At 58.7% G+C, this 24,160-nt stretch carries 19 protein-coding genes; 6 read left to right on the top strand and 13 right to left on the bottom strand.

The features are described 5' to 3' along the window. Positions 1-9: 9 nt before the first annotated feature. From GOB87_RS05855 to GOB87_RS05840, 4 genes are all read right to left on the bottom strand, one after another. Positions 10-1,956 (bottom strand): response regulator, encoded by a 1,947-nt coding sequence (locus GOB87_RS05855; protein ID WP_166313747.1) that lies wholly within the window; start codon positions 1,954-1,956, stop codon positions 10-12. Next, a complete protein-coding gene (locus GOB87_RS05850; protein ID WP_166313745.1) occupies positions 1,953-3,770 on the bottom strand; it encodes an ATP-binding protein in 1,818 nt (605 codons plus the stop codon). Before GOB87_RS05850 ends, GOB87_RS05855 begins: the two co-directional genes overlap by 4 nt. Further along, the gene (locus tag GOB87_RS05845; protein ID WP_166313743.1) at positions 3,767-4,876 is read right to left on the bottom strand and encodes a chemotaxis protein CheB; all 1,110 of its coding nucleotides are present in this window, start codon (positions 4,874-4,876) and stop codon (positions 3,767-3,769) included. The genes GOB87_RS05850 and GOB87_RS05845 overlap by 4 nt, the downstream gene beginning before the upstream one ends. Positions 4,877-5,029: 153 nt before the next feature. Further along, positions 5,030-6,538, bottom strand: coding sequence for a Ppx/GppA family phosphatase (locus GOB87_RS05840; RefSeq protein ID WP_166313741.1), 1,509 nt, complete (start codon positions 6,536-6,538; stop codon positions 5,030-5,032). A 221-nt stretch (positions 6,539-6,759) separates the two neighbouring features. Between GOB87_RS05840 and GOB87_RS05835 the strand changes: the two genes are divergently transcribed. Then, positions 6,760-6,957, top strand: a complete 198-nt coding sequence (locus GOB87_RS05835) for an NAD(P)-binding domain-containing protein (RefSeq protein ID WP_206752343.1) — start codon at positions 6,760-6,762, stop codon at positions 6,955-6,957. A gap of 163 nt (positions 6,958-7,120) precedes the next feature. Here the strand turns inward: GOB87_RS05835 and fghA are convergent, their stop codons facing one another. The 3 genes from fghA to GOB87_RS05820 form a co-directional block, all read right to left on the bottom strand. Beyond that, the gene (gene fghA, locus GOB87_RS05830; RefSeq protein ID WP_166313737.1) at positions 7,121-7,969 is read right to left on the bottom strand and encodes an S-formylglutathione hydrolase; all 849 of its coding nucleotides are present in this window, start codon (positions 7,967-7,969) and stop codon (positions 7,121-7,123) included. A 29-nt stretch (positions 7,970-7,998) separates the two neighbouring features. Beyond that, the gene (locus GOB87_RS05825; protein WP_166313735.1) at positions 7,999-9,111 is read right to left on the bottom strand and encodes an S-(hydroxymethyl)glutathione dehydrogenase/class III alcohol dehydrogenase; all 1,113 of its coding nucleotides are present in this window, start codon (positions 9,109-9,111) and stop codon (positions 7,999-8,001) included. Positions 9,112-9,337: 226 nt separating this feature from the next. Further along, complete coding sequence (locus GOB87_RS05820) at positions 9,338-9,688, bottom strand: RidA family protein (RefSeq protein WP_166313733.1); 351 nt, start codon at positions 9,686-9,688, stop codon at positions 9,338-9,340. 681 nt (positions 9,689-10,369) lie between these two features. On the opposite strand from GOB87_RS05820, the gene GOB87_RS05815 reads away from it, so the two are divergent. After that, a complete protein-coding gene (locus GOB87_RS05815) occupies positions 10,370-12,022 on the top strand; it encodes a carbohydrate porin (RefSeq protein WP_166313731.1) in 1,653 nt (550 codons plus the stop codon). 45 nt (positions 12,023-12,067) lie between these two features. Here the strand turns inward: GOB87_RS05815 and nadC are convergent, their stop codons facing one another. The 4 genes from nadC to GOB87_RS05795 all read right to left on the bottom strand — a co-directional run bounded on the left by nadC (position 12,068) and on the right by GOB87_RS05795 (position 15,910). Continuing rightward, complete coding sequence (nadC, locus tag GOB87_RS05810) at positions 12,068-12,928, bottom strand: carboxylating nicotinate-nucleotide diphosphorylase (RefSeq protein WP_166313729.1); 861 nt, start codon at positions 12,926-12,928, stop codon at positions 12,068-12,070. Between the two features lie 21 nt (positions 12,929-12,949). After that, the gene (nadA, locus tag GOB87_RS05805; protein WP_166313727.1) at positions 12,950-13,930 is read right to left on the bottom strand and encodes a quinolinate synthase NadA; all 981 of its coding nucleotides are present in this window, start codon (positions 13,928-13,930) and stop codon (positions 12,950-12,952) included. A gap of 92 nt (positions 13,931-14,022) precedes the next feature. After that, on the bottom strand, positions 14,023-14,943 hold the full coding sequence (locus GOB87_RS05800; RefSeq protein WP_166313725.1) for an NUDIX hydrolase: 921 nt from the start codon (positions 14,941-14,943) through the stop codon (positions 14,023-14,025). A 193-nt stretch (positions 14,944-15,136) separates the two neighbouring features. Next, the gene (locus GOB87_RS05795; RefSeq protein ID WP_166313723.1) at positions 15,137-15,910 is read right to left on the bottom strand and encodes an SDR family oxidoreductase; all 774 of its coding nucleotides are present in this window, start codon (positions 15,908-15,910) and stop codon (positions 15,137-15,139) included. 114 nt (positions 15,911-16,024) lie between these two features. Here GOB87_RS05795 and GOB87_RS05790 point away from each other — a divergent pair, with 114 nt between their 5' ends. After that, complete coding sequence (locus GOB87_RS05790; protein ID WP_166313721.1) at positions 16,025-16,942, top strand: LysR family transcriptional regulator; 918 nt, start codon at positions 16,025-16,027, stop codon at positions 16,940-16,942. Here the strand turns inward: GOB87_RS05790 and GOB87_RS05785 are convergent. After that, positions 16,902-18,707, bottom strand: coding sequence for a putative bifunctional diguanylate cyclase/phosphodiesterase (locus GOB87_RS05785; protein WP_166313719.1), 1,806 nt, complete (start codon positions 18,705-18,707; stop codon positions 16,902-16,904). The genes GOB87_RS05790 and GOB87_RS05785 overlap by 41 nt on opposite strands. Positions 18,708-18,778: 71 nt before the next feature. After that, positions 18,779-19,447 (bottom strand): glutathione S-transferase family protein, encoded by a 669-nt coding sequence (locus GOB87_RS05780; protein ID WP_166313717.1) that lies wholly within the window; start codon positions 19,445-19,447, stop codon positions 18,779-18,781. Between the two features lie 130 nt (positions 19,448-19,577). Between GOB87_RS05780 and GOB87_RS05775 the strand changes: the two genes are divergently transcribed. From GOB87_RS05775 to panB, 3 genes are all read left to right on the top strand, one after another. Next, on the top strand, positions 19,578-21,725 hold the full coding sequence (locus GOB87_RS05775) for an FUSC family protein (protein ID WP_166313715.1): 2,148 nt from the start codon (positions 19,578-19,580) through the stop codon (positions 21,723-21,725). Positions 21,726-21,840: 115 nt separating this feature from the next. Continuing rightward, positions 21,841-23,223 (top strand): GGDEF domain-containing protein, encoded by a 1,383-nt coding sequence (locus GOB87_RS05770; protein ID WP_166313713.1) that lies wholly within the window; start codon positions 21,841-21,843, stop codon positions 23,221-23,223. Between the two features lie 90 nt (positions 23,224-23,313). Beyond that, complete coding sequence (panB, locus tag GOB87_RS05765; protein WP_166313833.1) at positions 23,314-24,159, top strand: 3-methyl-2-oxobutanoate hydroxymethyltransferase; 846 nt, start codon at positions 23,314-23,316, stop codon at positions 24,157-24,159. The last annotated feature ends 1 nt before the right edge of the window (position 24,160 follow it).

Below are 24,160 nucleotides of genomic sequence, written 5' to 3'. Positions count from 1 at the left end.
GGGGCAGGCTTATTTTCGGCTCGGGATCAGATCCGTCACATCCGAAAGCAATGCTTCTCGCGTAAACGGCTTGGCCAGCACCCGGGCATCGGGGGGCAGGATCGCCCTATCGGCAAAGCCGGTCACGAAGATGACCGGCAGATCCGGGCGCAACGTGCCGATGCGACGGGCGCATTCATCGCCATTCATCCCGGGCATGAGCAGGTCCATCACCACCAAGCCGATATCGGGACGTGTGCGCACGAGTTCGACCGCTTGTGCGCCGCCATGGCATTCCAGAACACGGAAACCGGCCCGCGAGAGAAACCCCACGGTGACAGCCGCAACCGCCGGTTCGTCATCCACGACAAGGATGCTCCGCAGATACTCATCGGGCTTGCGGGCGACGACTGGCTCCTTCACCGGAGCGTTTGAAGAGACGACCGCGGGCAGCCACAGTTCGATGGACGTGCCTTTCCCGGGCGTGCTGGACACACACACATCGCCCCCATTGCGCTGCACGAACCCATAAACCATCGGCAGTCCCAGACCGATGCCCGAGCCAACGGTCTTTGTGGTGAAGAACGGCTCAAAAATACGGGACTGCACCTCCTCCGACATCCCCACGCCGTGATCGGTCACGGAGACCACTACATAAGTGCCAGCGGGAAGCGGTCGCCCGGAACGGCCAACCACGCGCTTTTCGGTCTTTTTATCCGACAGAACGGCCGCGTGCGCTGAAATGGTGATGTCACCGCCCTGCGGCTGGGCGTCACGCGCATTGAGACACAGATTGACCAACGCCACTTCCAGCAATGAGGGATCGGTCGAGGCCCGTGGCAATGGTGTCTCGGGCAATTTCAGATGCACCGGAGTGGCGCGGCTACCTCCGCCGCCGATGCTCTGGGCCAGCAGTCCCTGCATCTGCACCAGCAACTCCGGCACATCCACCGGCCTGCGGCTCAAATCGCGCGGACGACTGAAATCCAGAAGTTTCTGCGTCAGCACCGCGCCACGACGCGCCGCGTCCATCGCATTCGTGAACAGTCGCGCGACATTGGGATCGGTCGGCGGTTGCAAATCGGTGACGAGTTCGAGCGAGCCGAGAATGGCCGTAAGCAGATTGTTGAAATCATGCGCAATGCCACCGGCCAATGTGCCGATCGCCTGCATCTTGTCCGCCTGCCGGGCCCGTCGCTCCATGTCCATCAGATCGGTCACATCCTGATCGATCAGCACCGACAGGGTCTCGGGCGGCCGCGCCTCGGCTCCGTCACCCGAAAGCGCCACACGGGAAATCCTGTGCCAGCGTTCCTGCCCATCGGCATCCGGACGCGCCACCAGCATCGGCTCGCTCACTCCTGACAGCGCACTGGCGCGCTGCGTCTCCCCCGGCAGGAGTTCGGCCTCGGTATGGCCGAGACAGTTCTCCATAGGGCGGCCATAGGAAGCGGCGGCAAGACCGTTGAGCCGCGTGATGCGTCCCTGTGCGTCCGTGATGGCCAGCCCCATGGGCAAATTGTCGAACAGACTGCGCATCAAGGCCTGTTCGGTGGCCAGCGTCCGACGCATGCGGCACGCATTGGCCGCCTCGCGCACCATCGCCCGCAGGCTTCCCGGATCCCACGGCTTCGTGGCGCAGAAGGTGATGGCGCCACGGTTGAGCGCACCCGCAACCGTGTCCAGATCGGCGTAGCCTGTCAGCAGGATGGTGCCAGCGTCCGACATCTGCCGGGCCTGCGCCAGAAACACATCGCCCGTCATATCACGCATCCGCTGGTCGGAAACGATGACGGCCGTATCGGGGTGCTCCTGCAAAAGCGCAAAGGCCTCCGCCGCCGAGGTGGCGGTGAGGATGGAAAACTCGTCCTCAAGAAGATCCGTCAGCGCGACCAGTATTTCCGCCTCGTCATCCACAAGCAGAATTGTTCCCCGAGGGCCGGATGCAGAGTGGTGGGAAGGCAGTCCGGCACTCATCGAATTTCTCCTTCAGGTACGAACGGGATCATTCCGACGGACGTGCCGGGCTGGGTTATGGGAATCGCTATGGTGAAGCAGGTGCCACCCGCAGAGGAGTCAGAAACTTCGATGCTGCCGTGATGGGCCTTCACAATACCGTAAGCCGTCGCCAGCCCGAGCCCCGTCCCCTCCCCCACCGGTTTGGTGGTGAAGAACGGCTCGAACACGCGCTCACGCATCAGGGGCGGAATACCGGGGCCATTGTCGCAAATGGTGGCCACCCACATGTCCGGCTGGCCCCCTCGTCCTTCCACGCACTGTGTCCCGATCCGGATACACGGCACACGCGGATCGTCAGGCGGGAGCGCATGCAGCGCATCGGCCGCGTTGCTGATCACGTTCATGACCACCTGATGCACAAGAGCCGCCTGACAGTTCAGAACCGCAGGCCCCTGAAAATCCAGCTCAACCCGGATGCGATCCGTCAGCTTCGGCCCCAGAAGGGCCAGCACGGTGTTGATCGCGTCCGGCATGTCGATGTCCTCGAACGTGCCCTGATCCAGTCGCGAGAACCGGCGCAGACTGGACACGAGGTCGCGCATCCGGCCCAGCCCGAGCGAGGTGGCGGCCAGCCGATCCCGCCCCTTCGCCAGTACGGCCCGGGCGATCTCCACGTTTCCGGCTTCCAGTTCCGCAACAGCACGCTCAAGCGCACGCGCAACCGTATCCTCATGGGCAATCACGAAAGCCAGTGGATTGTTGAATTCATGCGCGATCCCCGCCACGAGTTCGCCCAGTGACGCCATCTTGGCCGACTGCACGAGCTTCGTCTGAGCGTCGATCAGCTTGCGGTTGGCGCTCGCCAGTTCATCGTTGGCCTGCTCCAGCGCATCGGCGAGCACGGTCTTGGCCCGCGCGCCCTCCATCGCTTCGTCCCGGGCGGCCCGTTCGGCCGCGCTGCGCAGGTTCTCATCAAGGATGGCCTTGCGCCGCAACAGAACCCGGACATGCAGAATGAGATTTTCAGGGGTGACATTGGAGGGAACAAGATCATCCACCCCGGCCTTGAACGCCTTGATCGCATAGGCGAGATCACCCGTCTCCTCACTTCCGAACCCAAGCAGACAGGCTGGCGTTTCCGCGCCGGAAAGCTGGGTCCGGCGCGCCCGGTCCAGCATCTGACAGAGAGCGAGAGCATCGAAGGACGATGTTGTGAGATCGACGATCACGCAATCCACGCCACCGAGCCACAGATCGGGTGTGGCCAGCGTTGTGGAAGGTGGCAGGAGCGCTTCCAGCCCATCGGTTTTCAGCAGTTCCACCACTGGAAACGTGCCGGATCGACCTTTGTCTCCCTTCTTGTGCGGCAGATGCTTCAGCAATCCATCCTGTCCCGTCACGATCGCCACTGTTGGCCGACGGAAGCGCTCCCGCAACAGAGCGTGGGGCACGCGATAGCCCCGCAGACACACGCTAATCCGCGCAAGGAGATACGCGACATCCGCCTCACGTGGCACACACGAATCCACGCCCGCGAGCAGGGCCTCGCGCACCAGATCGGGATCGTTCCCGTTCGTCAGGAGAATGACCGGCAAAGGGCGTGTCGCCCGGTTGAGACGCAGATACCGCGTCATCTGACAACCGTTCATGCCCGGCAAAATCTGGTCCGTCAGGAGAAGGGCCGGCAGGGAATGATCCAGACTGTCCAGCGCATCTTCCGCACTTGTGACGGTCTCGACGGAAAGACCGTTTTCAACAAGAACGGCGGCGAGCCCTGCCCGGCGCGTGGCGGCGTTCTCCACCAGAAGCAGCACAGCAGACGAATGGGTCATATGCAGACGGTGTCGGGGCTGCTTTCCACCGCAGGAAGCCGTGAAAGAGCCTCGGCCAGTTCGTCCGCCGTTCCAATGGCGTCCACCGCATCCATGCGCACAGCCGCTCCCGGCGCTCCCGCAAAGGGACAAAGCGAGGGATATTCCGCCAAGGTCTGACCGCCCGCCTGATGCACAAGCAGCAGCCCAGCCGCCCCCGCCGTGCCAGCGTGCCCCATCAGAACGACACAACTCTGTCGGGCTACCGGCCCGGCGAGTGAGGCCAGAAGCACGTCGAAGCTACGTGCGGCGGGATCGGCTGCCTCCTCCTGCTTGCGCACCATGCTCACCACACGCGGTCCCGGCGCCAACTGCGCCAGATCGCTTGCGGAGAGGACATGCACCACGCCTGTTGCCAGCGTCGTCCGTCCCGAAATATCCGCCACCACCACGCTCTGTCCCATCGCATCGTTCAGCCATGCCACAAAAGGGGCAAGCAGAATTGCCGGGATGGAAACCGCGAGCAGGACAGATTGTGCCGGTTTGGCCGGCATCCCGTCCAGAAGACGTAGCACAGCGCCCAGTCCACCTTCTGCCACCAGAAAACACAGCAGATCAGCGGGGCGAAATGGCGGTGCGACCTTAGGAGGAAGAGTGGATGGCTGAGCACGAGAGGGCCGGGCCGCTTGAGTAATTGCGACAATACGCTCAACCAGCGCGGGTGAGGAAAGATCGCTTGGAACACGCGACAACAGTCCCAGCGCGCCGGAACGCAGGCACTCAAACGCCAAATCCGAATCCTGCGCCCTCATGTCCGTGGCAATCAGAATGGGCGTGGGCCTGCGCACCATGATGGCGCGCGTCACCTGCAACCCGCTCATCCCCGGAAGTTCGTCATGCAGAATAACGATGTCGGGGGACAATGTGGCCAAGGCGTCAAATGCGTCCTCGGCCGTTGCGACCGCTGCACAGACGTCCGTTTCAGCAGCCTGTTCCAGCTTTTGTCCAATGGCCTCCCGCACAATGGGATCGGCATCCACTACGAGCACCCGGACAGGCGGTCCTTTCTCTGCCGTCACAGGACACGCAGGCACCGGCATTGCGAAAATGCCGTCTGGGGCACTCACCATCTCTCTCCATTACAGTCTTCCGGACACCCACCGGAATTACTCCGTTCATGGAAGACGGTCCTCTTTCCACGACGGTCGAACGGAGATCATACGCTGCCTTGAGAAGAAGCGCTCCTCGCAATTTCGTGTACGAAAGCGCGGTGGTATGCCTCAGGCGAAAGCCACTGCATCCGTCATGCCATCCTCTTCCAGACGGCTCTCCAGTCCCATCACCTGTCCCAGACGCGAAAGCCGCCTGCGCACGGCATCACCCCGAACGGCCACACGCGCCGAGGTGAGATACAAACGCAGTGCGTCCGGTTCGCGTGCCAGATGCGTGCCGTCGAGAAGAACCTCTGTGCCGCCGCAGAGAGCGTAGGCAAGGCGCAGAGCCAGCCCGAGCGTCATGGCCCAGTCACGGGACTCCTCTGTCAGAAGCGCACGTGCTGGCGCCAGCCACGGCGCATCGATCTCCCCCTCATAACGCAGGGCAAGCGCCGTCGCGAGCGCCGCCCGTGCTTCATGATCGAAACCGCCACCCTGCATCCACAAAACGCGAAGAAACGTCTGCTCGGCCCGGTATTCCGGATGGTCGTGGCACCCGATATCGGACATCTGGCAGACCGCACGGCGCAGTCGCGCTTGCTGCGGCGTTTCGTCAGGGAAAAGTGGCGCAGTCCACGCCACCAGCGCTTCGGGAAGCGTGCGGCTGCGTCCCAGACGGGCGCTCATTTCCCGCGCCACAGCGTCCAGCGGATCCTCTGCTTGCAGATTTGGCGCAACGTTCAAAGCATACCAGCCTTCCCGCAGGCCATCGACACAGAAGACGATACGCTCCGGCTCCAGCCTGCGAATAAGTCGTCGCAGAACGGTTGCCGAAAACGGTACGTCATCCAGACGCTTGCGCGGCGCGTTCGGCAACTTTTCGAGCGTTTTACGGTTACAGCCAATGAGCCACGCGGTCATTTCCCGAGCCGCTGACGTATTGAGCGTGTAATAGTGCAGGATGTTCAGCGGGTAATCGGTGCGGGCCATATTCAGACGGGCCAGCGCCCGAAACGCGCCTCCCACAAGATAGAGCGTGCGCCCCTTCATGCCCTCCAGCCATTCCACGCCCGCCAGATCGGCATCGGCAATCGCCTTGGCGCGCGACAGATCGCCTTCGGCCCGGTCACTCAGACGAATGACCCCAAGCGGCAGAGTACTCGCGTCGTGGCGTCCCTCTTTGTCCAGCCGGATAACTTCCAGAGACCCGCCTCCGATATCCGCCACCAGCCCATCGGCTTCGGGAATACCGCACAGAACCCCGACAGCCGCATGATCCGCCTCCTCAATGCCGGAAAGGATGCGGATGGGCACACCGGGCATGACCTGACGCAGCATCTCCACAAATTCGGGGCCGTTCGTTGCGTCCCGCACCGCAGCGGTGGCCAGCACCTCGAACGGATCGGCATTCATTCCCCGGGCGATGGCATGGAAGCGACGCATGACATCGGCAGCCATCGCCATTCCGTCCTCGTTCAGACGACCGGTGGCCGTCAGCCCACGTCCCAGCCGCAGGACGGCCTTTTCATTGAAAATGGGTACCGGATTGCGGGATATCCCATCGAACACAACCATTCGGACGGAATTGGAACCCAGATCGACAACGGCAGAACGGGCCGGAACGTCAGCCTGCATGCAGGTTCTCCTCGGGACGGATCAATCCTGATGCACGTGGAGAATGGTGCATCCGGCGACAACCATTCCGTTTCACGCCCACCCGGAGCAATCGTGGTCCCGCCCCTATAGCGGATCGAAACCGGGAAGCCCACCGACATTCCACACTCAAGTCCGCAGCCCTGTCACTTCATGTCGTAAGAGCCTACGAGCGTATCCTACACAGAGGAGATAAACAGGCTATGCACGTTATACTTGGCGCCACTGGTCATGTTGGCAGCATGGTCGCTACTGCCCTTCTGCAAGCGGATCGCAAGGTTGGCGTCATAACGCGCGACCCGACCAAAGCTGCGGCATGGCGCGAAGGTCTTTACACACCTATTCAGACATCCCGTTGCCGTGCAGGACATGCCCAGAAAGTCGTGGCTCGGACACTATAGGCAGACGGGCTTTTCAGAAGAAGTTGCCCGTTCCTATGCCCGCATGACTGGTCTTTTTATAGACGGACGCTATGAACAACCTGCCCATCCCTGCAAAGGCCAGAACAGTCTTGCCGCCTATTTCCAGAACTCTTTTGCAAACTACTGAAGACTTTGCGGCAGCCTACTTTTTCAACAACTCAGCATGATGGTTCATATGGTCTTCAATAAAAGACTGAATGAACCAGTACGAATGATCGTACCCCGCCTGCCGCCGCAGAGTGAGCTTCTGTCCCGCCGCCTTGGCCGCTTCTTCCAGATGATGCGGCTGAAGTTCCCGTTCGAGAAACTGATCGGCCTCACCCTGATCGACAAGAATGGTGGTCGGATGAACGTGACCCGCCCGCAAAAGTTCTGTAGCATCATAGGCCGCCCAACTTGCGCGATCCGATCCGAGATAAGCTGTAAACGCCTTTTCTCCCCACGGCACGGCACTCGGATGAACGATGGGCGCGAACGCTGAAACGGACTTCCATTTCTCAGGCTCACGCAAGGCATGAACAAGCGCGCCGTGCCCCCCCATGGAATGTCCCATGATCCCCTGGCGCGCCTCATCTACCGCGAAATGACGTCCCACCAACTTGGGCAGTTCCGAGCCAACGAACGTCCCCATGCGGTAATGCGCCCGCCATGGCGCTTGCGTTGCATCGAGATAGAAACCCGCTCCGACACCCAGATCCCAGCCATCCGTCTCGCCCGGCACATTGGCGCCACGAGGTGACGTGTCACATGCCACCAACGCGATTCCATGTTGCGCGGCGAACCGCACGGCGTTGGCCTTGATGAGGAATGTTTCCTGCGTGCAGGTCAGACCCGCCAGCAGATAGAGTACGGGCACCGGCTTTTCCTTCGATGCCCCATGAGGAATGAACGCCCCGAAGGTCGTCGGAAGCCCAAGAGCCTCCGACTGTACCGTGTAGAACCCGAGTTCGCCGCCGCAGCATATATGCCGCGATGCTATGGTGAGGCTCATGCGTTCCTCCTCTTGCTGCATCCTGCCGCTCAGTATTCCACGACGGTGCGGATGCTCTCGCCTCGGGACATCATATCGAAGCCCTCGTTGATTCGCTCGAGCGGCAGCTTGTGCGTGATCAGATCATCGATATTGATCCGGTTTTCCATGTACCAGTCAACGATCTTGGGCACATCCGTGCGTCCGCGCGCGCCACCGAAAGCCGAGCCGATCCATCGACGTCCCGTCACAAGCTGGAACGGCCGCGTGCTGATTTCCTGCCCCGCTCCGGCAACCCCGATGACAGTGGAGACGCCCCAACCACGATGGGCACATTCAAGCGCCTGACGCATCAGAGTCGTGTTGCCAACACACTCAAATGTGTAGTCTGCGCCACCGTCCGTCAGTTCGATGATACGTCCCACCACGTCACCATCCGGCAAATCCTTGGGGTTGACGAAATGCGTCATGCCGAACTTGCGCGCCATTTCCTCACGCGCCGGGTTGATATCGACGCCAATGATTTTCTCCGCGCCCACGAGCTTCGCACCCTGAATGACATTCAGACCGATGCCACCCAAACCGAACACCGCGACCGTGGAGTTCGGCTCAACCTTGGCCGTGAAGATCACCGCGCCAATACCTGTGGTGACGCCGCAACCGATGTAGCAAACCTTGTCGAACGGCGCGTCCTCACGGATTTTCGCGAGCGCGATCTCGGGCAGGACCGTGAAGTTCGAGAATGTAGAGCAGCCCATATAGTGATGGATCGGCTGCCCCTTGAAGGAGAAGCGCGATGTGCCATCGGGCATCAGCCCCTTACCCTGCGTGGCGCGGATGGAGGTGCAAAGATTGGTTTTCCGCGACAGGCAGGACTTACACTCCCGGCATTCGGGCGTGTAGAGCGGGATGACGTGATCGCCGGGCTTGAGATGCTTCACGCCCGCGCCGACTTCACGCACGATGCCCGCACCTTCATGACCAAGAATGGCAGGGAACAGCCCCTCAGGGTCCGCGCCGGAAAGTGTGAATTTGTCAGTGTGACACAGGCCGGTCGCCTTGATCTCGACGAGAACCTCTCCCTCGCGGGGGCCTTCAAGCTGGACGCGCTCGATTTCCAGAGGTTTGCCGGCCTCGAACGCTACCGCCGCAATCGTCTCCATCTCGTCTTTCCCTCACATGAAAAGTGCGTTCTCCTGAGGGGACAACGCCACACATCCCATGACCACTGACAGGAAATGACAAAAGATTCTTGTCGTTTTCCGTCACCCACCCGGCATGGCAACGCCGTGCCCCGCCGTTAAATCTTTCTGAAACGACGACGCACGGAAAATAGTTCTCCGATCAGGCTGTCTCCGCCTCCATGCAGGAGGCAGAGACAGCCACGGATCACTTCGTGGTGATCAGCATGATCTCGACGAGCATGCGCGGATCGGCCATTTTTGCCTCCACACAGGCACGAGCCGGTGCGCCGTTTTCCGGAAGCCACGCGCTCCAGACTTCATTCAGCGCCCCACGGTCGTCGATGTTCTTCAGCCAGATCTGGGCCTGAAGAATGCGGGTCTTCTCCGTGCCGTGTTCCTCAAGAAGTTCATCGAACTGGGCGAGAATGTCCTTTGTCTGCCCGGTTACATCCAAGGACAGATCGCGGGCCACCATGCCCTGCGTAAATACGAAACCATGATATTCCACGGCCTTCGAAAGCACCGGATTGGGTTCGGTGCGGATGATCTTGCTCATGCGTTCGGCTCTCTCACTGTGTTGCGACCGATGGACTCTCTACCAAACTTGGCGTCGTCCTCCCATGGGGAAGCTTAACAAGGTATGAGCGCACACCAAAGCGCCGACAAAATATTCTGGATCTGGAAAAACAACAGCACCCTATACTCTTTCATGAAAATACAATTGAAACAAAAAATACAAACTCTCCCCAATCATGCAGACAGCCTTATTACATATTTGCATTTCAAATATACATCATATTTAAAATGCAAATTTTAATTTTCATAAACGCAATTGCATTGAAAACTAAACGTAAATGAATTTACGTATAAAATTTCCAAAACAAACACCATTATTTTTTCAATATACGTAATTTTTTATGAAATTAATACATGAAACTTTATACTGAAATGCAAATTTCATCAAATTTCTTGACGCGATATGTGCTCAAGGATTACACAATCAAATGCCTTCATTTCAAGAGACCGAAAAAAGCCTCAGGTCAGCACACGCTCTGTGCGTAACGATACATCGCACCATCTATCTTCCGGACCGCAACGACGATAGACAATTTTCTGTTCTGCCTGCAGGAAGGAACAGACCAGACCACCAGAGTCCGGACGAACCAAAGAAGATGAATAAAAACAATAACAATACTCTTCCGATGTACGATTTTTCCACGGCAAGGACACGGCACTGATGAAGAGCTTTTCTTTTCGTGACGCGTCTCCAAGCCTTGACGGCATACGACGCTCCCGAGCGGCTTCTGTCCTGCCACCCGGCTTGCGGACCACTACCTGCGCTACGCTTTTCGCGCTGGCCTGTATTGGTGGCAGCGAACAGGCACAGGCCGCCGCATCAGAGACCGATGATGGCGTCGTGCATCTCGCTCCCGCACCCGGAGCACCACAGGCCGCCAAGGGCACACACATCAACAAGACATCTCCCCGGCGCTCCAGCGATTCGGACGATGAATATGTGTCGGAACCGGCCATGCTGGATGAAGAGCAGCCGATTGAGCCGCTCTATCACGCCATTCCCGGATTTCTTGAGTCGCCTTATGGACCGCCTTCCTTCGGCTCGCCCTATGGCACACATCACCTTCTGGGTGACTGGGGTGGCATTCAGCCATGGCTGCAGAAACGCGGGCTGTATCTGGCGATCAATGACTACGAAAGTCTCTCCGGTAACCCGATTGGCGGCAAGACGCATGCCGTAACGGATGCTGGTCAGACCGGCGTGACGCTCGATGTTGACTGGCACAAGCTCCTTGACGGCGGTGAATGGTCGAAAAACCTGTGGCTGCACATGCTGGCCGTAAATGGGCACGGACGGAATCTCAGTGCACTCATGGGCGACAATGCCAATCAGGTGCAGCAGATCTATGGTGCACGTGGCAATGTGGTGGCGCATCTGGTCTGGATGTATTTTGAAAAGTCGTGGCTGGACAACCGGATCGACTGGTCCGTGGGCGTCATGCCCCCCGGGACGTTCTTCAACAACTCACCCTGGGGTTGCGCCTTCATGAATGTGTGGATGTGCGGCAACACCACTCCGACGAAATATGTTGCCGGTGGCCGTGACTGGCCATCAGGCAATATCGGCACCGTGCTGCGCGTGATGCCCCGTCGCGATTTCTACATCATGGGCGGTCTTTTTGCCGTGTCGCCACATTCCTACAACGGTGGCATTTCCGGCTGGGCACTGGCGCAGGATGGGCTGGGCAAGTTGTCCGGTCATCTTGAATTTGGATGGATTCCCGAGTTTGGTCCCAATCACCTGATTGGCCACTACAAGGTTGGCGCGCTGTACGACAACTCGAAATACAATGACCTGTATTCCGATATTCATGGACACCCATGGGTCGTCACCGGCCTGCCCGCCCGTAAGCAGAGCGGCCAGACCTCCATGTGGGCGATGGTCGATCAGATGTTCATCCGTCACGGCGAAGGCCCGATGAACGGCCTGATGCTCGGCTTGCAGTACAGTTACGCCTCAGGCCAAACGTCCGCTATGAAGCAACGCTTTGCCGTGTCTGTTCTCGACACCGGTTATTACTGGAACCGGCCTCATGACATGTTTGGCTTCACCTTCCAGTGGGCGGATTTCAGTAAGTCGGCCATCCGTCAGCAGAGAGCTTCTCTCGCTTACGACCTGCCATTTCAGGGAGCCAATTTTGGCGTGCCTTACGGTGTGCAGTCACACGAGAACATCTACGAGTTCTTCTACACAGCCCAGATCGTGCCGGGTCTCTCGATCCAGCCGGACTTCCAATACATAAACAGGCTTGGTGGAACGAAGGTGTTCAAGGACGCTGCCGTCTTCAGCATGGCTTTCAGCGCCACCCTCTGATCTTTTCCCTATTTCCACTTTATTCTTTATGGAAATAGGGAAATTTCAACTTTCCACGATATCCAGACCAATATCCAGCGCCGTCACGTTCTGCGTGAGCCAACCCAGCGAGATCACATCCACACCTGTTTCCGTCACTGCGCGGACTGTGTGAGGCGTGATCCCGCCGGACGCTTCCGTGATGGCCCGCCCACCGATCAGTTGCACGGCTTCGCGAAGGTGTTCGACCGTCATGTTGTCGAGCAGAAACGCATCCACGCCACCATGCGCCAAAGCCACTTCAAGCTGCTCCAGCGTGTCCACCTCCAATTCCACCTTCATCAGATGTCCCGCGCGCAGACGAGCAGCATTCACTGCCGCGACGACGCTGCCGCCACACAAGGCGATGTGGTTGTCCTTGATGAGAATGGCATCATCCAGCCGATAGCGGTGATTGGAGCCGCCTCCTGCCAACACAGCATATTTCTGTGCCGCGCGCAGTCCGGGCAAAGTCTTTCGCGTGCAGCACACCTGCACACCTGTCCCTTCCACCAGATCGACAATGCTGCGCGTGGTCGATGCAATTCCACTGAGATGGCATAAAAGGTTAAGCGCCGTGCGCTCACCGCCCAGAACCGCGCGAGCCGGTCCCTGCACGATCGCCAGCACATCCCCCGCCTCGATCCTGTCACCATCTTTGATCCCGATCTCAAAACGCACGAAGGGATTGAGCAACACAAATGCCAGACGAGCGGCAGACAGCCCAGCAACCATTCCCGCCTGCCGGGCGACAAACCGCGCTTCCACGGCCCTGTCAGCGCATCCCAACGCCTCTGTCGTGACGTCCCCGCCGATGCCAAAATCCTCCAGCAACGCACGACGAACGATCGGCTCCCACATGACATCGGGAAGATAAGGCACTCTCATCTCCGTTCTCCTTCCCTGCATTCAGACAGCCAGCATTCGCTCGACAGATCGACGGGCTGGTGCTTGCAATTCAGCCGGGATCAGGACCTCGGTCTGAAGTGTCTCCAGCGCCGCGCGGATACGGGAAAGCGTGATGCGTTTCATGTGCGGACACAGATTGCACGGACGCACAAAGCGCGTTTCCGGATAGAGCGCGCTCAGATTGTCGCTCATGGAACATTCTGTTACCAATAGGACTTTTTCCGGACGCTTCTCCGCCACATATGCAATCATCTGCGCGGTCGATCCTGAGAAATCCGCTTCCGCCACCACCTCAGGAGGGCATTCGGGGTGCGCGATGACTCTCACCCCGCGATGAAGGCGACGATATTGCCGGATTTCATCCGGTGTGAAGCGCTCATGCACTTCACAACGCGCGGGCCAAGTAATCATCTCGATCCCTGTCTCGGCCTCGATATTACGGGCCAGAAATTCATCGGGAATCATAATCACACGCGGGACACCGAGACTTTCCACAACTCTGCGCGCATTTCCAGACGTGCAGCAGATGTCACTTTCGGCTTTCACCGCCGCCGTACTGTTGACATACGTCACGACGGGCACGCCGGGCCACGCCGCTTTCAATGCCCGCACATTCTCCGCTGTGATGCCTTCGGCCAGCGAACACCCCGCCCGCGCATCGGGAATGAGGACAGTCCTGTCCGGGTTGAGCAGCTTCACTGTCTCGGCCATGAAGTGGACACCCGCCATGACAATGACCTCGGCATCCAGCCCCCTCGCCTCCCGCGCCAGAGCGAGACTGTCACCACGAATATCCGCCACACCATGGAATATTTCCGGCGTCTGGTAATTATGCGCGAGGATCACGGCATTACGCTCACGCTTGAGACGCAGGATCGCCTCGACCTCCTCGGCAAACATCCGCTCCCAGTCCGCACGGGCCATCAGGCCGGCAACCGGTGCAAAGAGTGTGTCCCGCGATGGCAGTTCGAGCGTGGCCATAAGTGAAGTCCTCTATATGCTCATTTTGAGCATATAGAGGACACGCAACCGAATACAAGCCACTCTCACCCCACGTCCGCGTGAGGCTCCCTTCAGATCAATGAGGGCAAAGGCAGACGCGCTCCCGTCAGGTAGCACTCCTGTACATGATCGCGCCGGAAACGATACAATCGCGCGGGCCGACCGTGACCATTGGAATCCAGCGAGTCCGTTTCCTCCACCAGTTGCTGCCCCAGCAGCAACCGCCGGAAGTTCTGTTTGTGCATCGGACGTCCCGCCAGTGCCTCCACGGCCTGCTGCACGGCAAAAAGCGTGAACCGTTCGGGAAGAAGATCGAACACGGCAGGCGTGTAGCGTATTTTTGCCCGAATACGCGAAAGCGCCGTGGCGAGGATACGCCGCTGATCGTGCTCCATAGCTCTACCGATCGCATTCTCCCCCACTCCGTCAGGTGATTCCGGCACAAGCCCCGCCTGCCACATCAGTTCATAGCGCTGGAGTACGAGTTCGTCGTTCCATTCATGCCCTTCCAGACCGAACGCCACAGCGCATCGCGTCCTCTGCGTGGCATCGTTCAATGCCCACGCCATCATGCGACGCGCGATGCTGCCCACCTGATGTGCCTCCCCCTCCTTCCGTCGATCTTCCCATGGAAAATATTCATATATGGACAGCCAGTTTCGCGGATCGACAGAGGGATGCAGCAACGCCAGATAGGAAATCCGCACAAGCCGCGTGATGTCCCCGACGGAAAGTGTATCGGCAAATGTGTAGAGTTGCTCCGTATGACCCAGCCGATAACCGGTCAGGCTCTCCACCCAATGTCGCATACCGCGCTGAAGGGAAGCATGATCCGTTCGCAACGATCCAGACGGAAGCGCCTCTCCCGCGCGCACAGTCAGAACGCCGGGGGTGAGTTCGCCTTCTCCTATTGCTTCCAGATCGAATACCACCGCCACAAGCTCCGCATTGCACAGGCTTGGGGCTTCTGGAGCGAGGCACTTGCTGCTCATCTGCGCGTTGCGTCCAACCGGTTGGAACGCGTGATCTGCTTCACAGGTAACACAACGGCAAAACCGGTCACATCGACACGAAATCCATCACACTCATGGAAAGAAAGATGCGTGACGGTCGGCTCTCGGGTCATTCATAGGTCCTGATGAAAACGGATCTGGCCCGGACGGATCGGACCAGATCGAAATGACTTTATTTCGTTGTATAGCCGCCATTCACCAGAATCGTCTGCCCCGTCATCCACCAACCTTCGGACACGAGCAGACGCACAAACGGCACCACATCCTCAATATCCGTCAGCCCCGTCTTGCTGAATGCCGAAAGTGCGGCAGCCGTCTTGTGATAGGCCACGGCCTCCGGCGCTTCCTGACCGTAAAAGAACGGCGTGTCCATCGGTCCCGGACCAATGGCGTTCACAGAAATGCCACGCGCACCGAACTCCTTGGATGCAGCGCGAGTAAAATGTTCGACGGCCGCCTTTGATCCAGCATAAGTCGAGTAAAACGGCGTATAGGCACCGAGCAGCGACGTGACCAGCGTCAGCAGCTTGCCATTGTCGTTGAGATGACGGCCCGCTTCCTTGATGAAGAAAAACGCAGCTTTTGCGTTCACATCCATCATGCTGTCGAACTCAGCTTCCTCAGTTTCGAGGATCGGCTTTTTCAGCACCTTGCCCACGGTGTTGATGGCGATATCGGGTTTACCAACAGACGCAATGCACTCTTCGAACAGTTTCGCGTTTGCTGCGGCCGTTGTCAGGTCTCCCTGAAAGGCTGCGGCCTTCACACCCTGTTTTGTAAGTTCTGCAACAAGAGCCTTCGCGTCAGGAGCCGTCGCATCGCTGTTGTAATGAATAGCAATCCCCGCCACGCCATGCGCCGCAAGATCACGTGCGATCACTCCCCCAAGGTTCTTAGCACCACCTGCGATAAGAGCCGTTTTTCCTTTCAGACTATGATCCACCATGTGCCGTCTCCCTGATTGATCTGGATAACCGCACCCTAGCGTTCGACAACTCTCGAAAAATCATCCATTTCTTGACAACATTGGTCGTGAATTACGAACAATTGGAGCATTGCCATGGACCGGATTGATCTTTTTCGCGTGTTCCTGCGTGTGGCGGAAACCTCCAGCTTTTCACAGGCGGCCATATCCCTGAACCTGCCCCGTTCCTCCGTTTCCACCGCCATACAGGAACTGGAAGCACGGGTGGGCGCGCGGCTTTTTGCCCGTACAACGCGCAAGGTTGCCCTCACAACGGATGGGCGACTGTTTCACGGTCATGCGCTCCGTGTCGTGAGCGATATGGAGGAAGCCGAAGGGCTGTTTCGGCACACCCCTGAAGACGCACGGGGTTTGATACGGGTGGACATGCCCGGACGCATCGGACGCCTGATCGTGGCCCCGGCCCTCCCCGGCTTTCTCGACCGCCATCCGGGGATCGATGTCATGCTCGGCGTGACCGACCGGGCGATGGATCTGGTTGAAAAAGGGGTAGACTGCGCCCTGCGCGTCGGCGCTCTTGCCGATTCACGGCTGATCGGACGCCTGATCGGACGACTTGAGATCATCAACGTCGCCAGTCCGTCCTATCTTGCACGGCACGGAACGCCAATGTCTCCACAGGATCTGAGCGAGCATTTCGCCGTGCCTTATGCTTCCCCCACCACCGGGCGCATCGAAGACTGGGAATGGGAAGAAGATGGCGCGGTGCGCACACAAACCTTACGCAGTCGCGTAAGGGTCAACAGTGCGGAAGCCCAGATTGCCTGCTGCGTGGCGGGATTGGGCCTGATCCAGATTCCCGCCTACGATGTAAGACCACAGCTTGAACGTGGTGAACTTGTGGAAATACTTCCCGATTGGCGGGCCGAGTCACTTCCGCTCACCCTGCTCTATCCTGAACGACGCCATGCCTCCGTACGACTGCGGGTTTTCACGGACTGGCTGGTGCCACTTATTGCCCACCATATTCGGCACCCACCTCCCTTCGTTTAGGAAGGAGCCCCCGCTTCGTCGCGCGCGACTGCCTAAAATCCTGCAATACGAGGCAAGCCTGCCTCACGGCCTCAGGCACCCGCGCCGCCGGCACAGGACGCGCAAACAAAAAGCCCTGACATTCCGTGCAACCCAGATCGTCCAGCACTCTCAACTGATCGACCGTTTCCACCCCTTCCGCCACAACAGAAAGATGAATCCCCTGCGCAAGACCGATAAGGCCAGAGGTAATGGCCAGATCGCGCGCATCGTCCTTGATATTGGCAATAAAACTACGATCGATCTTGATATGGCTCAGCGGCAGTTCGCGCAGGTGGCTGATGGAAGCGTAGCCGGTTCCAAAATCATCGAAAGCGACGGGAAAGCCAGCCCGCGCGATTCGGTCTATCTCCCGACGAACACGGTCCGAGCGACCTGCGCCCAGAAAGATGGTCTCCGTGATTTCAATCTTCACTTTCTCACGCGCCACCGCATATTCGCGGGTCAGTCGGCATAACTCGTCAGCCAGTCCGTCCGCGCCGAAATCCGCCACACAGAGATTAAGCGCCACACCGCCGTCGTAGAGACCATTTTCTGACCATTCGGCCAGATCCCGCACCACCGTTTCCCGCACCAGACGCCCCAGTTCCACGCCCATCTGAAAATCGCTGAACACATCGGAAAAAGCCACGGGCGTCAGCAACCCCAATTGCGGATGATGCCAGCGCAATAGTGCCTCACAGAACGTGACGCATCCTTTCGTAAGATCGATGACGGGTTGGTAATACAACTCGAACTCACCGCGCTCGATCGCCAGCCGCGCCTGCCCCATCAGCATCTGATGCTGGCGGGCACGGCTTCTCAGGCTAGGAGTAAACGCCACGATCCGTTCGCCACCCTCCTGCTTGGCTTGAAGAAGCGCAAGATCGGCGTCCTTGAGAGACTGCTGCACGGCCGCAACCGTGCGGTTGATGTGGGTGTAACCGATACCAGCCGAAACGGAGACACCGGTTTCCCCAATCAGCACCGGACGCTCAATCAGGGCGAGCATTCGCTTGAGGCAGGCTTCGATTTTCCCCGGCGGACAGGAGTCCTCAAGAATGACTGCGAACTCATCCCCGCCCAGCCGTCCAATAATCGCATCCTGACCCGCAAACTGCCTCAGCCGTTCCACGATCTCGACCAGAACCGTATCTCCGGCATCATGGCCGTAAATGTCATTGACCTCCTTGAAACCGTCGAGGTCGATCATCACCATCGTCCGCTCGCTCCCCGAGACGGTGATCTGGCGCGTTTCCTCCATCAAGCTTTCGGCAAACCCGATACGATTCAGCGCGTCCACAAGTGGATCACGTCGAGCGAGTTGCTTCATTTTGTTGCGCGCATCCACCAAAGGCGTCACATCGAAACGATAGGCGATATAGGACTGGATACGGCCCGCCTCATCCATGCGTGGAATGATGGTGGTCGCCACCCAGTAAAGCGCGCCACTTTTTGCGCGATTGCAGATCTTGCCGCGCCAGATCTGACCGTGGCTGATCGTGTTGTAGAGGCTCCGGAAAAAGGCCGGGCTATGGTAACCGGAGTTGAGGATGCGGTGGGTATTGCCGATCAACTCGTGCCGATTATACCCGCTGATATGGCAAAACCGGTCGTTCACGTGCGTGATGACGCCCTTGGCATCCGTGATAGCCACGATGAGCACTTCATCAATGGCTGACCAGAGAAAATCTATGTCCTGTGCTTCCGTATCGCCGTCAGGAATACGAACCGTTTGCTCACGCATGGCAACGTCTATCCCTTAGATGCAGAACAGGCTTAACTGATAGTATTTCGTTAAGAAAAGATGGGCCAAGCTTATGAAATATTTTCAAAATCCTCCACAAGCCATGCGGTCGGTTCTTCCGCTGCCGCGTCATACCATTCCCGCACAAGAGGATGCCGCCTGATCGCCTGTGCATAGGCCTGCGCCTTGGGCGAAAGCGCGACGCCATAACTCAGGAACCGTGCCACCACAGGAGCGAACGCGACATCCGCGTTGGTCAGATCCCACCCGAAGAAGTAATCGCCCTCTCCTCCGAACAGATCCCGCGTTTCCACCCATAATGCATCGATCCGCGCGATGTCTTTTGCCGCGGCATCGGAAATCCCACCTGCCAGTGGCCGGTTTTCGCGTCCGAGATTCATCGGCATGGAAGAACGGACACCCTGAAAACCCGCATGCATCTCCGCTGAGATAGACCGTGCATGAGCGCGTTCAACCGGGTCGGTCGGCCAGAGCGCGGGTTCGATCTCCGCGCAGTATTCCGCAATGGCCATGCTGTCCCACACGCGGACGTTCCAATGCTCCAGATACGGCACCTTGCCACTGGGTGAGAGCGCGGAAATGCGGGTTGCGCTGTCGGCCTTGCGCAATGGAACAACTTCTTCCGTCACATCAAGACCTGCCAGACGCACGGAAAGCCAGCCCCGCAGGGACCACGAGGAATAACGCCGGTTTCCAAGCACCAGCCGACCATCGGGCATGGAATTCTCCCTGAAAATAATGGGGCACTCTAACGGAACGAGGTGAGCACCCCAAGCCTACCCGAAAGACATTTCACATTTGTGTGACAGAACATGTAGAGATGCGTCAAAAGCCGTGGCATGAGGAGCCATGCCTTTGCTGCCAACGCATCTTTTCCATCGCTGTTTCAGATGCCTGAGCATCGATCCCGCCTCCATGCGCTGGCTGTTCGCTCCCCGTCTCGCGGCGCTGGGCTTCTCCCTGCGCACGACCCTGGCGTCTCTTCTGGCACTGGCCATCGCCTTCTGGATGGAACTGGGGCAGCCGCAATGGGCCGCAATGACCGCATGGATCGTGGCTCAGGGCACACGTGGCGAAAGCATTTCCAAGGGCTACTGGCGCGTGATCGGCACGCTGGCTGGAATCACATCCGCCGTGGCACTCGTGGCCATGACGCCGCAGCAACCTTGGCTGTTCTTTCCGCTTCTGGCCACGTGGGTCGGGCTATGCACGGCCTGTGGCACACTGGTTCATAATTTCCGCAGCTACGCTTTCGTCCTGACAGCCTACACCTGCGCCATCGTCGCCATTTCGGCAGTGGATGCGCAGGATCAGGTGTTCGACATCGCCGTCGCACGCGGCACTTACATCCTGCTTGGCGTCATGTGCGAAATGGTGGTGGCGATGATTTTCGTGCCGAATGTGCCTGAGAGGGCGCGTAAGGCCATCCACGAACAACTCGACCGTATCATTGCCCAGTCGGTGGAAGCCGTGCGCGATATCCTGATGGGACGCTCTCCTCCGGAAAGTGACATCCATCAAATCCTTTCCATGGCGATTGCTCTGAATGACCGCATGGAATTCAGCGCCATCGAGACTGGGCGAGGTGAACCGGCGGTCCGCAATGCCCGCGGTACCCTTGGACAGATCGCCCGCTTCACGTCGCGTGGCGTCGGCATGCGCAGTCGTCTCGTGGCCACTGGCCATGTGCCTCAGGGTTTGTCCGCCTCCCTGCTGAATGCCGTAACCGACATGCTGGGCCGCCTGCCCGCCTGCCTTTCCGATCCCGCTTCCCTTATACGGCTACGGCAGGACGTGAGCGCCTTGAAACTGCGCTGCCATGCCGACGTGGAACGCACTCTGACAATCGAAAGCGCACTGATCGTACCACAGGAGAACCTGTCACCGGTGCTCCGTGACCGGGTTATCCTGCAAGGAACGGGGCTGCTTCTGGACGAACTGGCTCATCTTCTTGCCTGTTATGTGGGCGACCCGGTTGAAGCGATCGTCTCCGCCCAATCCCGGCTGGTGCGCCCGCCCAACTGGCGCGCAACATGGGCCAACGGCGTGCGATCCGGGCTTGCCGTGCTCGTCGGGGCCATGATCTGGGAGATCACGGCTTGGCCACAGGGCGCGATGTTCGACATGTTTGTCGCCGTGGTGTGCGCCCGGTTTGCGTCCTTCAGCAACACGGTACTGGCCAGCCGGACATTTCTCTATGGCGCGGTGTGGGCAGTGGCTCTCTCCATTGTCCCTGTCTTTCTCGTCATGCCCATCACTTCCGACTATCCGGTGCTCTGCCTTGCTATCAGCATCCCGATGGTGATCGGCGGTCTTGCCAACCGCAACCCGGCGACGGCCGCCATGGCTGCCTCCTTCGTCAATTTCTTTCCTTATATGATCGGCCCCGAAAACCACGGACGCATCGACGAGATCCAGTGGCTCAACACCAGCCTTCCCCTGCTGTGCGGCCTGGGTTTTGGCGTTCTGATTTTCCGGCATGTCCTGCCCTTCAGCCTATCGTCCTTTCTCTCGGCATTCGTTCATTCCAGCAAACGGATGCTGAATCGCATCAGTCGTTCCGACATGCGCGTCGAAGAACCGGTGTGGGTCGGCCTGCTGGTGGAAAATATGGAAATTCTCATTGCAAATGGAGGCCGCATTGCCGGGCAACTGATGAACGACCTGCTGCGCGGTGCTTTTTCCCTGATGACACTGGGCCGCAATCTCATGCAGGCGCGCCGTATGACGGCCGATCCTGATCTTCCGGCCGATGCGCGGGCCACAATGGAGACGATGTTCGCAACCCTGGCGCGTCATCCGGCCGCGATGGATGACATGCGGGCAACCGTAACCCACGCTCTGAGTCGCCTGATGACGCTGGAAAGAGAAGAACCCGATGCCGCACGTGCGAAGATCACCATGATTATCGGCTGCCTGATGATCGTCGCGACCGAACTGGGGCACTCCAACACGCTGATCGACTATCGCAAGGCGATTGAAGACGCCGTCACCTGACAACCTCTCTGCATAAAACTTTTTTTAACATGCCTCTCCAATACTCCTAATGACGAGATGCGTACATTTGCCTCGAATGCGGCACCTCATTTTGTAGCGGAAACAGGAGAACAGAGTGGACGGGGCTGCCCATCAGCCAATATGTGACGCGCCTTCCTGTGCGATCACCGAATGGAGCACCATTCTCCGGCAGATTGAGCCTTCTCTCCGTCTGGAAATCTCCCATCTTATCAGGGAATACGCAGAGCATTGTGCGGAAGCGTTCTACACCGCTCTTCTCGATGACGAGGCGGCCTCCGCCTTTCTCTCCACTCAGATTGTCCGAGACCAGCTCGGCCACGCCCTGAAGATGTGGCTGACGGCGCTTTTTTCGCTTCATCCTCCTGATCCGGCCGCTCTGATCGCGCTTCAGAAACGGGTGGGGGCGGTGCATGCCCGCATCCGTGTGCCCATGCGTCTGGTCCTGCATGGCGCACGCATCCTGAAGGACATGTTGCGTCCCCTGCTGTTCGAGAAGTTCACCTTGCAGACCGACCTGCTCGCTGTCGTGCGGCATGTGGACAACATGATCGACATGGCGATGGAGATCATGGGGGGAGAATTTGTGGAGGATTTCCGCAAGGAAATCGCCACGGACGAAGCCTGTCGGCTCGTCACACTCGGCCAGGATCTGGCAGTGGAGAAAGAAGCCCAGAGAGCCGCGTTGCTCGATTGGGGACACAAGATCCTTCTGTCGATCTGCTGCGCTCATCCCCCACCACTGCCCACTCTTGGAAAATCAGGTTTCGGGCTTTGGCTGGCCCACAAGGGCACGCCTCTTTTTGGAAAAATGCCGGGGTTTTCTAAGGTTCACGAATTGATCGACCAACTCGATCATCACCTTCTGCCCCGGATCGAAAAGCTTTTTCCCGTCCCTCCAGCAGAAATCCAGAATCTGCAGGAAATCCAACAGGAAATCGGTTTTCTCCTGAACAATATGTTCACGGAAAATGAACTGATAGCCGGCGGACGCGACCCCCTCACTTCCACCCTCAGTCGTCGCTTTCTTCCCAGCATTCTTTCGCGCGAAGTCACGCTCGCGCTGAGAAACAATCTTCCCCTGACCGTGCTGCTGGTGGATATTGATCACTTTCGCCTCATCAATGACCGCTTCGGTCATGCTCAGGGTGATTCGATCCTGCGTAGCGTGTCGGAAATCATCAGCGGACTATGTCGTCCCGGAGACTTCGTTTTCCGACATGGGGGAGAGGAATTTCTTGTCGTGCTCGTGGAAACGGACGAGCGCGAAGCGAGCAGCGTGGCAGAACACATCCGCAGCGAAGTTTTCCACAAACCCTTGATGGGGGCAACGAAAGTCACGGTTTCCATCGGCCTCGCAACTTTCGATGGTCACCCCGATTATGAACATCTGATTCATGAAGCGGATGCCGCGCTGGCGCAGGCCAAGCAGGAAGGACGCAATCGCTGCGTCATGAATGCCGAGCGAACACGAACCTGAGACTTCGTCCGCATTTGGCGTTCCGCCACGAGTGAGTCACAACATCCTCCCTGAACACTGTCCAAATAGGACAAGCTTGTGGAGATGCGTGTGCGGATCACGGTTGCGGATGTCGGGAAGATGAAAAACGATGGCGAACGCATCGCCATGGTGACAGTCTATGATTATTCATCTGCCTTGATTGCAGAGCGTGCAGGCGTTCCACTGCTTCTGGTCGGTGACTCTCTCGGCATGGTCATGCTCGGCCACGACACGACGCTGCCTGTCACGCTTGATGATATGATCCATCACGCCAGCGCCGTCATGCGGGCAAGCCGACAGGCTCTGGTCATCGCGGATCTACCATTTCTGAGCTACGCAACAATTGAGGATGCCGTGCAATCCGCCCAGCGTCTCATGCAGGAAAGTGGTGTGCAAGCCGTCAAGCTGGAAGGTGGCGCCTGCGCCGTCCCACAGATACGTCGTCTTGTCGAATTCGGTGTTCCCGTCATGGGGCATCTCGGTCTGACGCCACAGTCCCAACATCAGATCGGTCTGCGTGTGCAGGGGCGTCGGGCAGCAGAGGCTCGCAAACTTCTGGAAGATGCGCTTGCCCTACAGGAAGCTGGCGCATTCGCACTTGTGCTGGAAGTCGTCCCGGCACCACTGGCAAAAGCGGTGTCCGAACGGCTCGACATTCCCGTGATCGGCATTGGCGCGGGTGTTGAATGCGATGGGCAGGTGCAGGTCTGGCACGATGTCCTTGGACTGTTTGAAGGCCGCTCTCCCCGTCACGCCAAGCGGTTTGCGGAAATCGGTGCTGCGATGGAAGACGCCATCCGCACTTATGTGAATGAAGTCCGAAGCGGCACCTTTCCCACGGACAAACAAAGCGCGAAAATGGACGAGGACGAACTGACCGCAGCCCTGACCGCCCTTCCTCCCAAGAAGGGCTGAC

The sequence above is a fragment of the Acetobacter estunensis genome (genome assembly GCF_011516945.1).
In the GTDB taxonomy this organism is placed as follows: domain Bacteria; phylum Pseudomonadota; class Alphaproteobacteria; order Acetobacterales; family Acetobacteraceae; genus Acetobacter; species Acetobacter estunensis.
Note: the sequence above shows the minus strand (reverse complement) of the source record. Positions and strands in the feature narration are given on the sequence as shown.

Bases quoted from the DNA above. Each gene is read 5' to 3' on its own strand.
- GOB87_RS05855 (WP_166313747.1), bottom strand. From the start codon at position 1,956: ATGAGTGCCGGACTGCCTTCCCACCACTCTGCATCCGGCCCTCGGGGA.
- GOB87_RS05850 (WP_166313745.1), bottom strand. From the start codon at position 3,770: ATGACCCATTCGTCTGCTGTGCTGCTTCTGGTGGAGAACGCCGCCACG.
- GOB87_RS05840 (WP_166313741.1), bottom strand. From the start codon at position 6,538: ATGCAGGCTGACGTTCCGGCCCGTTCTGCCGTTGTCGATCTGGGTTCC.
- GOB87_RS05835 (WP_206752343.1), top strand. From the start codon at position 6,760: ATGCACGTTATACTTGGCGCCACTGGTCATGTTGGCAGCATGGTCGCT.
- fghA (WP_166313737.1), bottom strand. From the start codon at position 7,969: ATGAGCCTCACCATAGCATCGCGGCATATATGCTGCGGCGGCGAACTC.
- GOB87_RS05825 (WP_166313735.1), bottom strand. From the start codon at position 9,111: ATGGAGACGATTGCGGCGGTAGCGTTCGAGGCCGGCAAACCTCTGGAA.
- GOB87_RS05820 (WP_166313733.1), bottom strand. From the start codon at position 9,688: ATGAGCAAGATCATCCGCACCGAACCCAATCCGGTGCTTTCGAAGGCC.
- GOB87_RS05815 (WP_166313731.1), top strand. From the start codon at position 10,370: ATGAAGAGCTTTTCTTTTCGTGACGCGTCTCCAAGCCTTGACGGCATA.
- nadC (WP_166313729.1), bottom strand. From the start codon at position 12,928: ATGAGAGTGCCTTATCTTCCCGATGTCATGTGGGAGCCGATCGTTCGT.
- nadA (WP_166313727.1), bottom strand. From the start codon at position 13,930: ATGGCCACGCTCGAACTGCCATCGCGGGACACACTCTTTGCACCGGTT.
- GOB87_RS05800 (WP_166313725.1), bottom strand. From the start codon at position 14,943: ATGAGCAGCAAGTGCCTCGCTCCAGAAGCCCCAAGCCTGTGCAATGCG.
- GOB87_RS05795 (WP_166313723.1), bottom strand. From the start codon at position 15,910: ATGGTGGATCATAGTCTGAAAGGAAAAACGGCTCTTATCGCAGGTGGT.
- GOB87_RS05790 (WP_166313721.1), top strand. From the start codon at position 16,025: ATGGACCGGATTGATCTTTTTCGCGTGTTCCTGCGTGTGGCGGAAACC.
- GOB87_RS05785 (WP_166313719.1), bottom strand. From the start codon at position 18,707: ATGCGTGAGCAAACGGTTCGTATTCCTGACGGCGATACGGAAGCACAG.
- GOB87_RS05780 (WP_166313717.1), bottom strand. From the start codon at position 19,447: ATGCCCGATGGTCGGCTGGTGCTTGGAAACCGGCGTTATTCCTCGTGG.
- GOB87_RS05775 (WP_166313715.1), top strand. From the start codon at position 19,578: ATGCCTTTGCTGCCAACGCATCTTTTCCATCGCTGTTTCAGATGCCTG.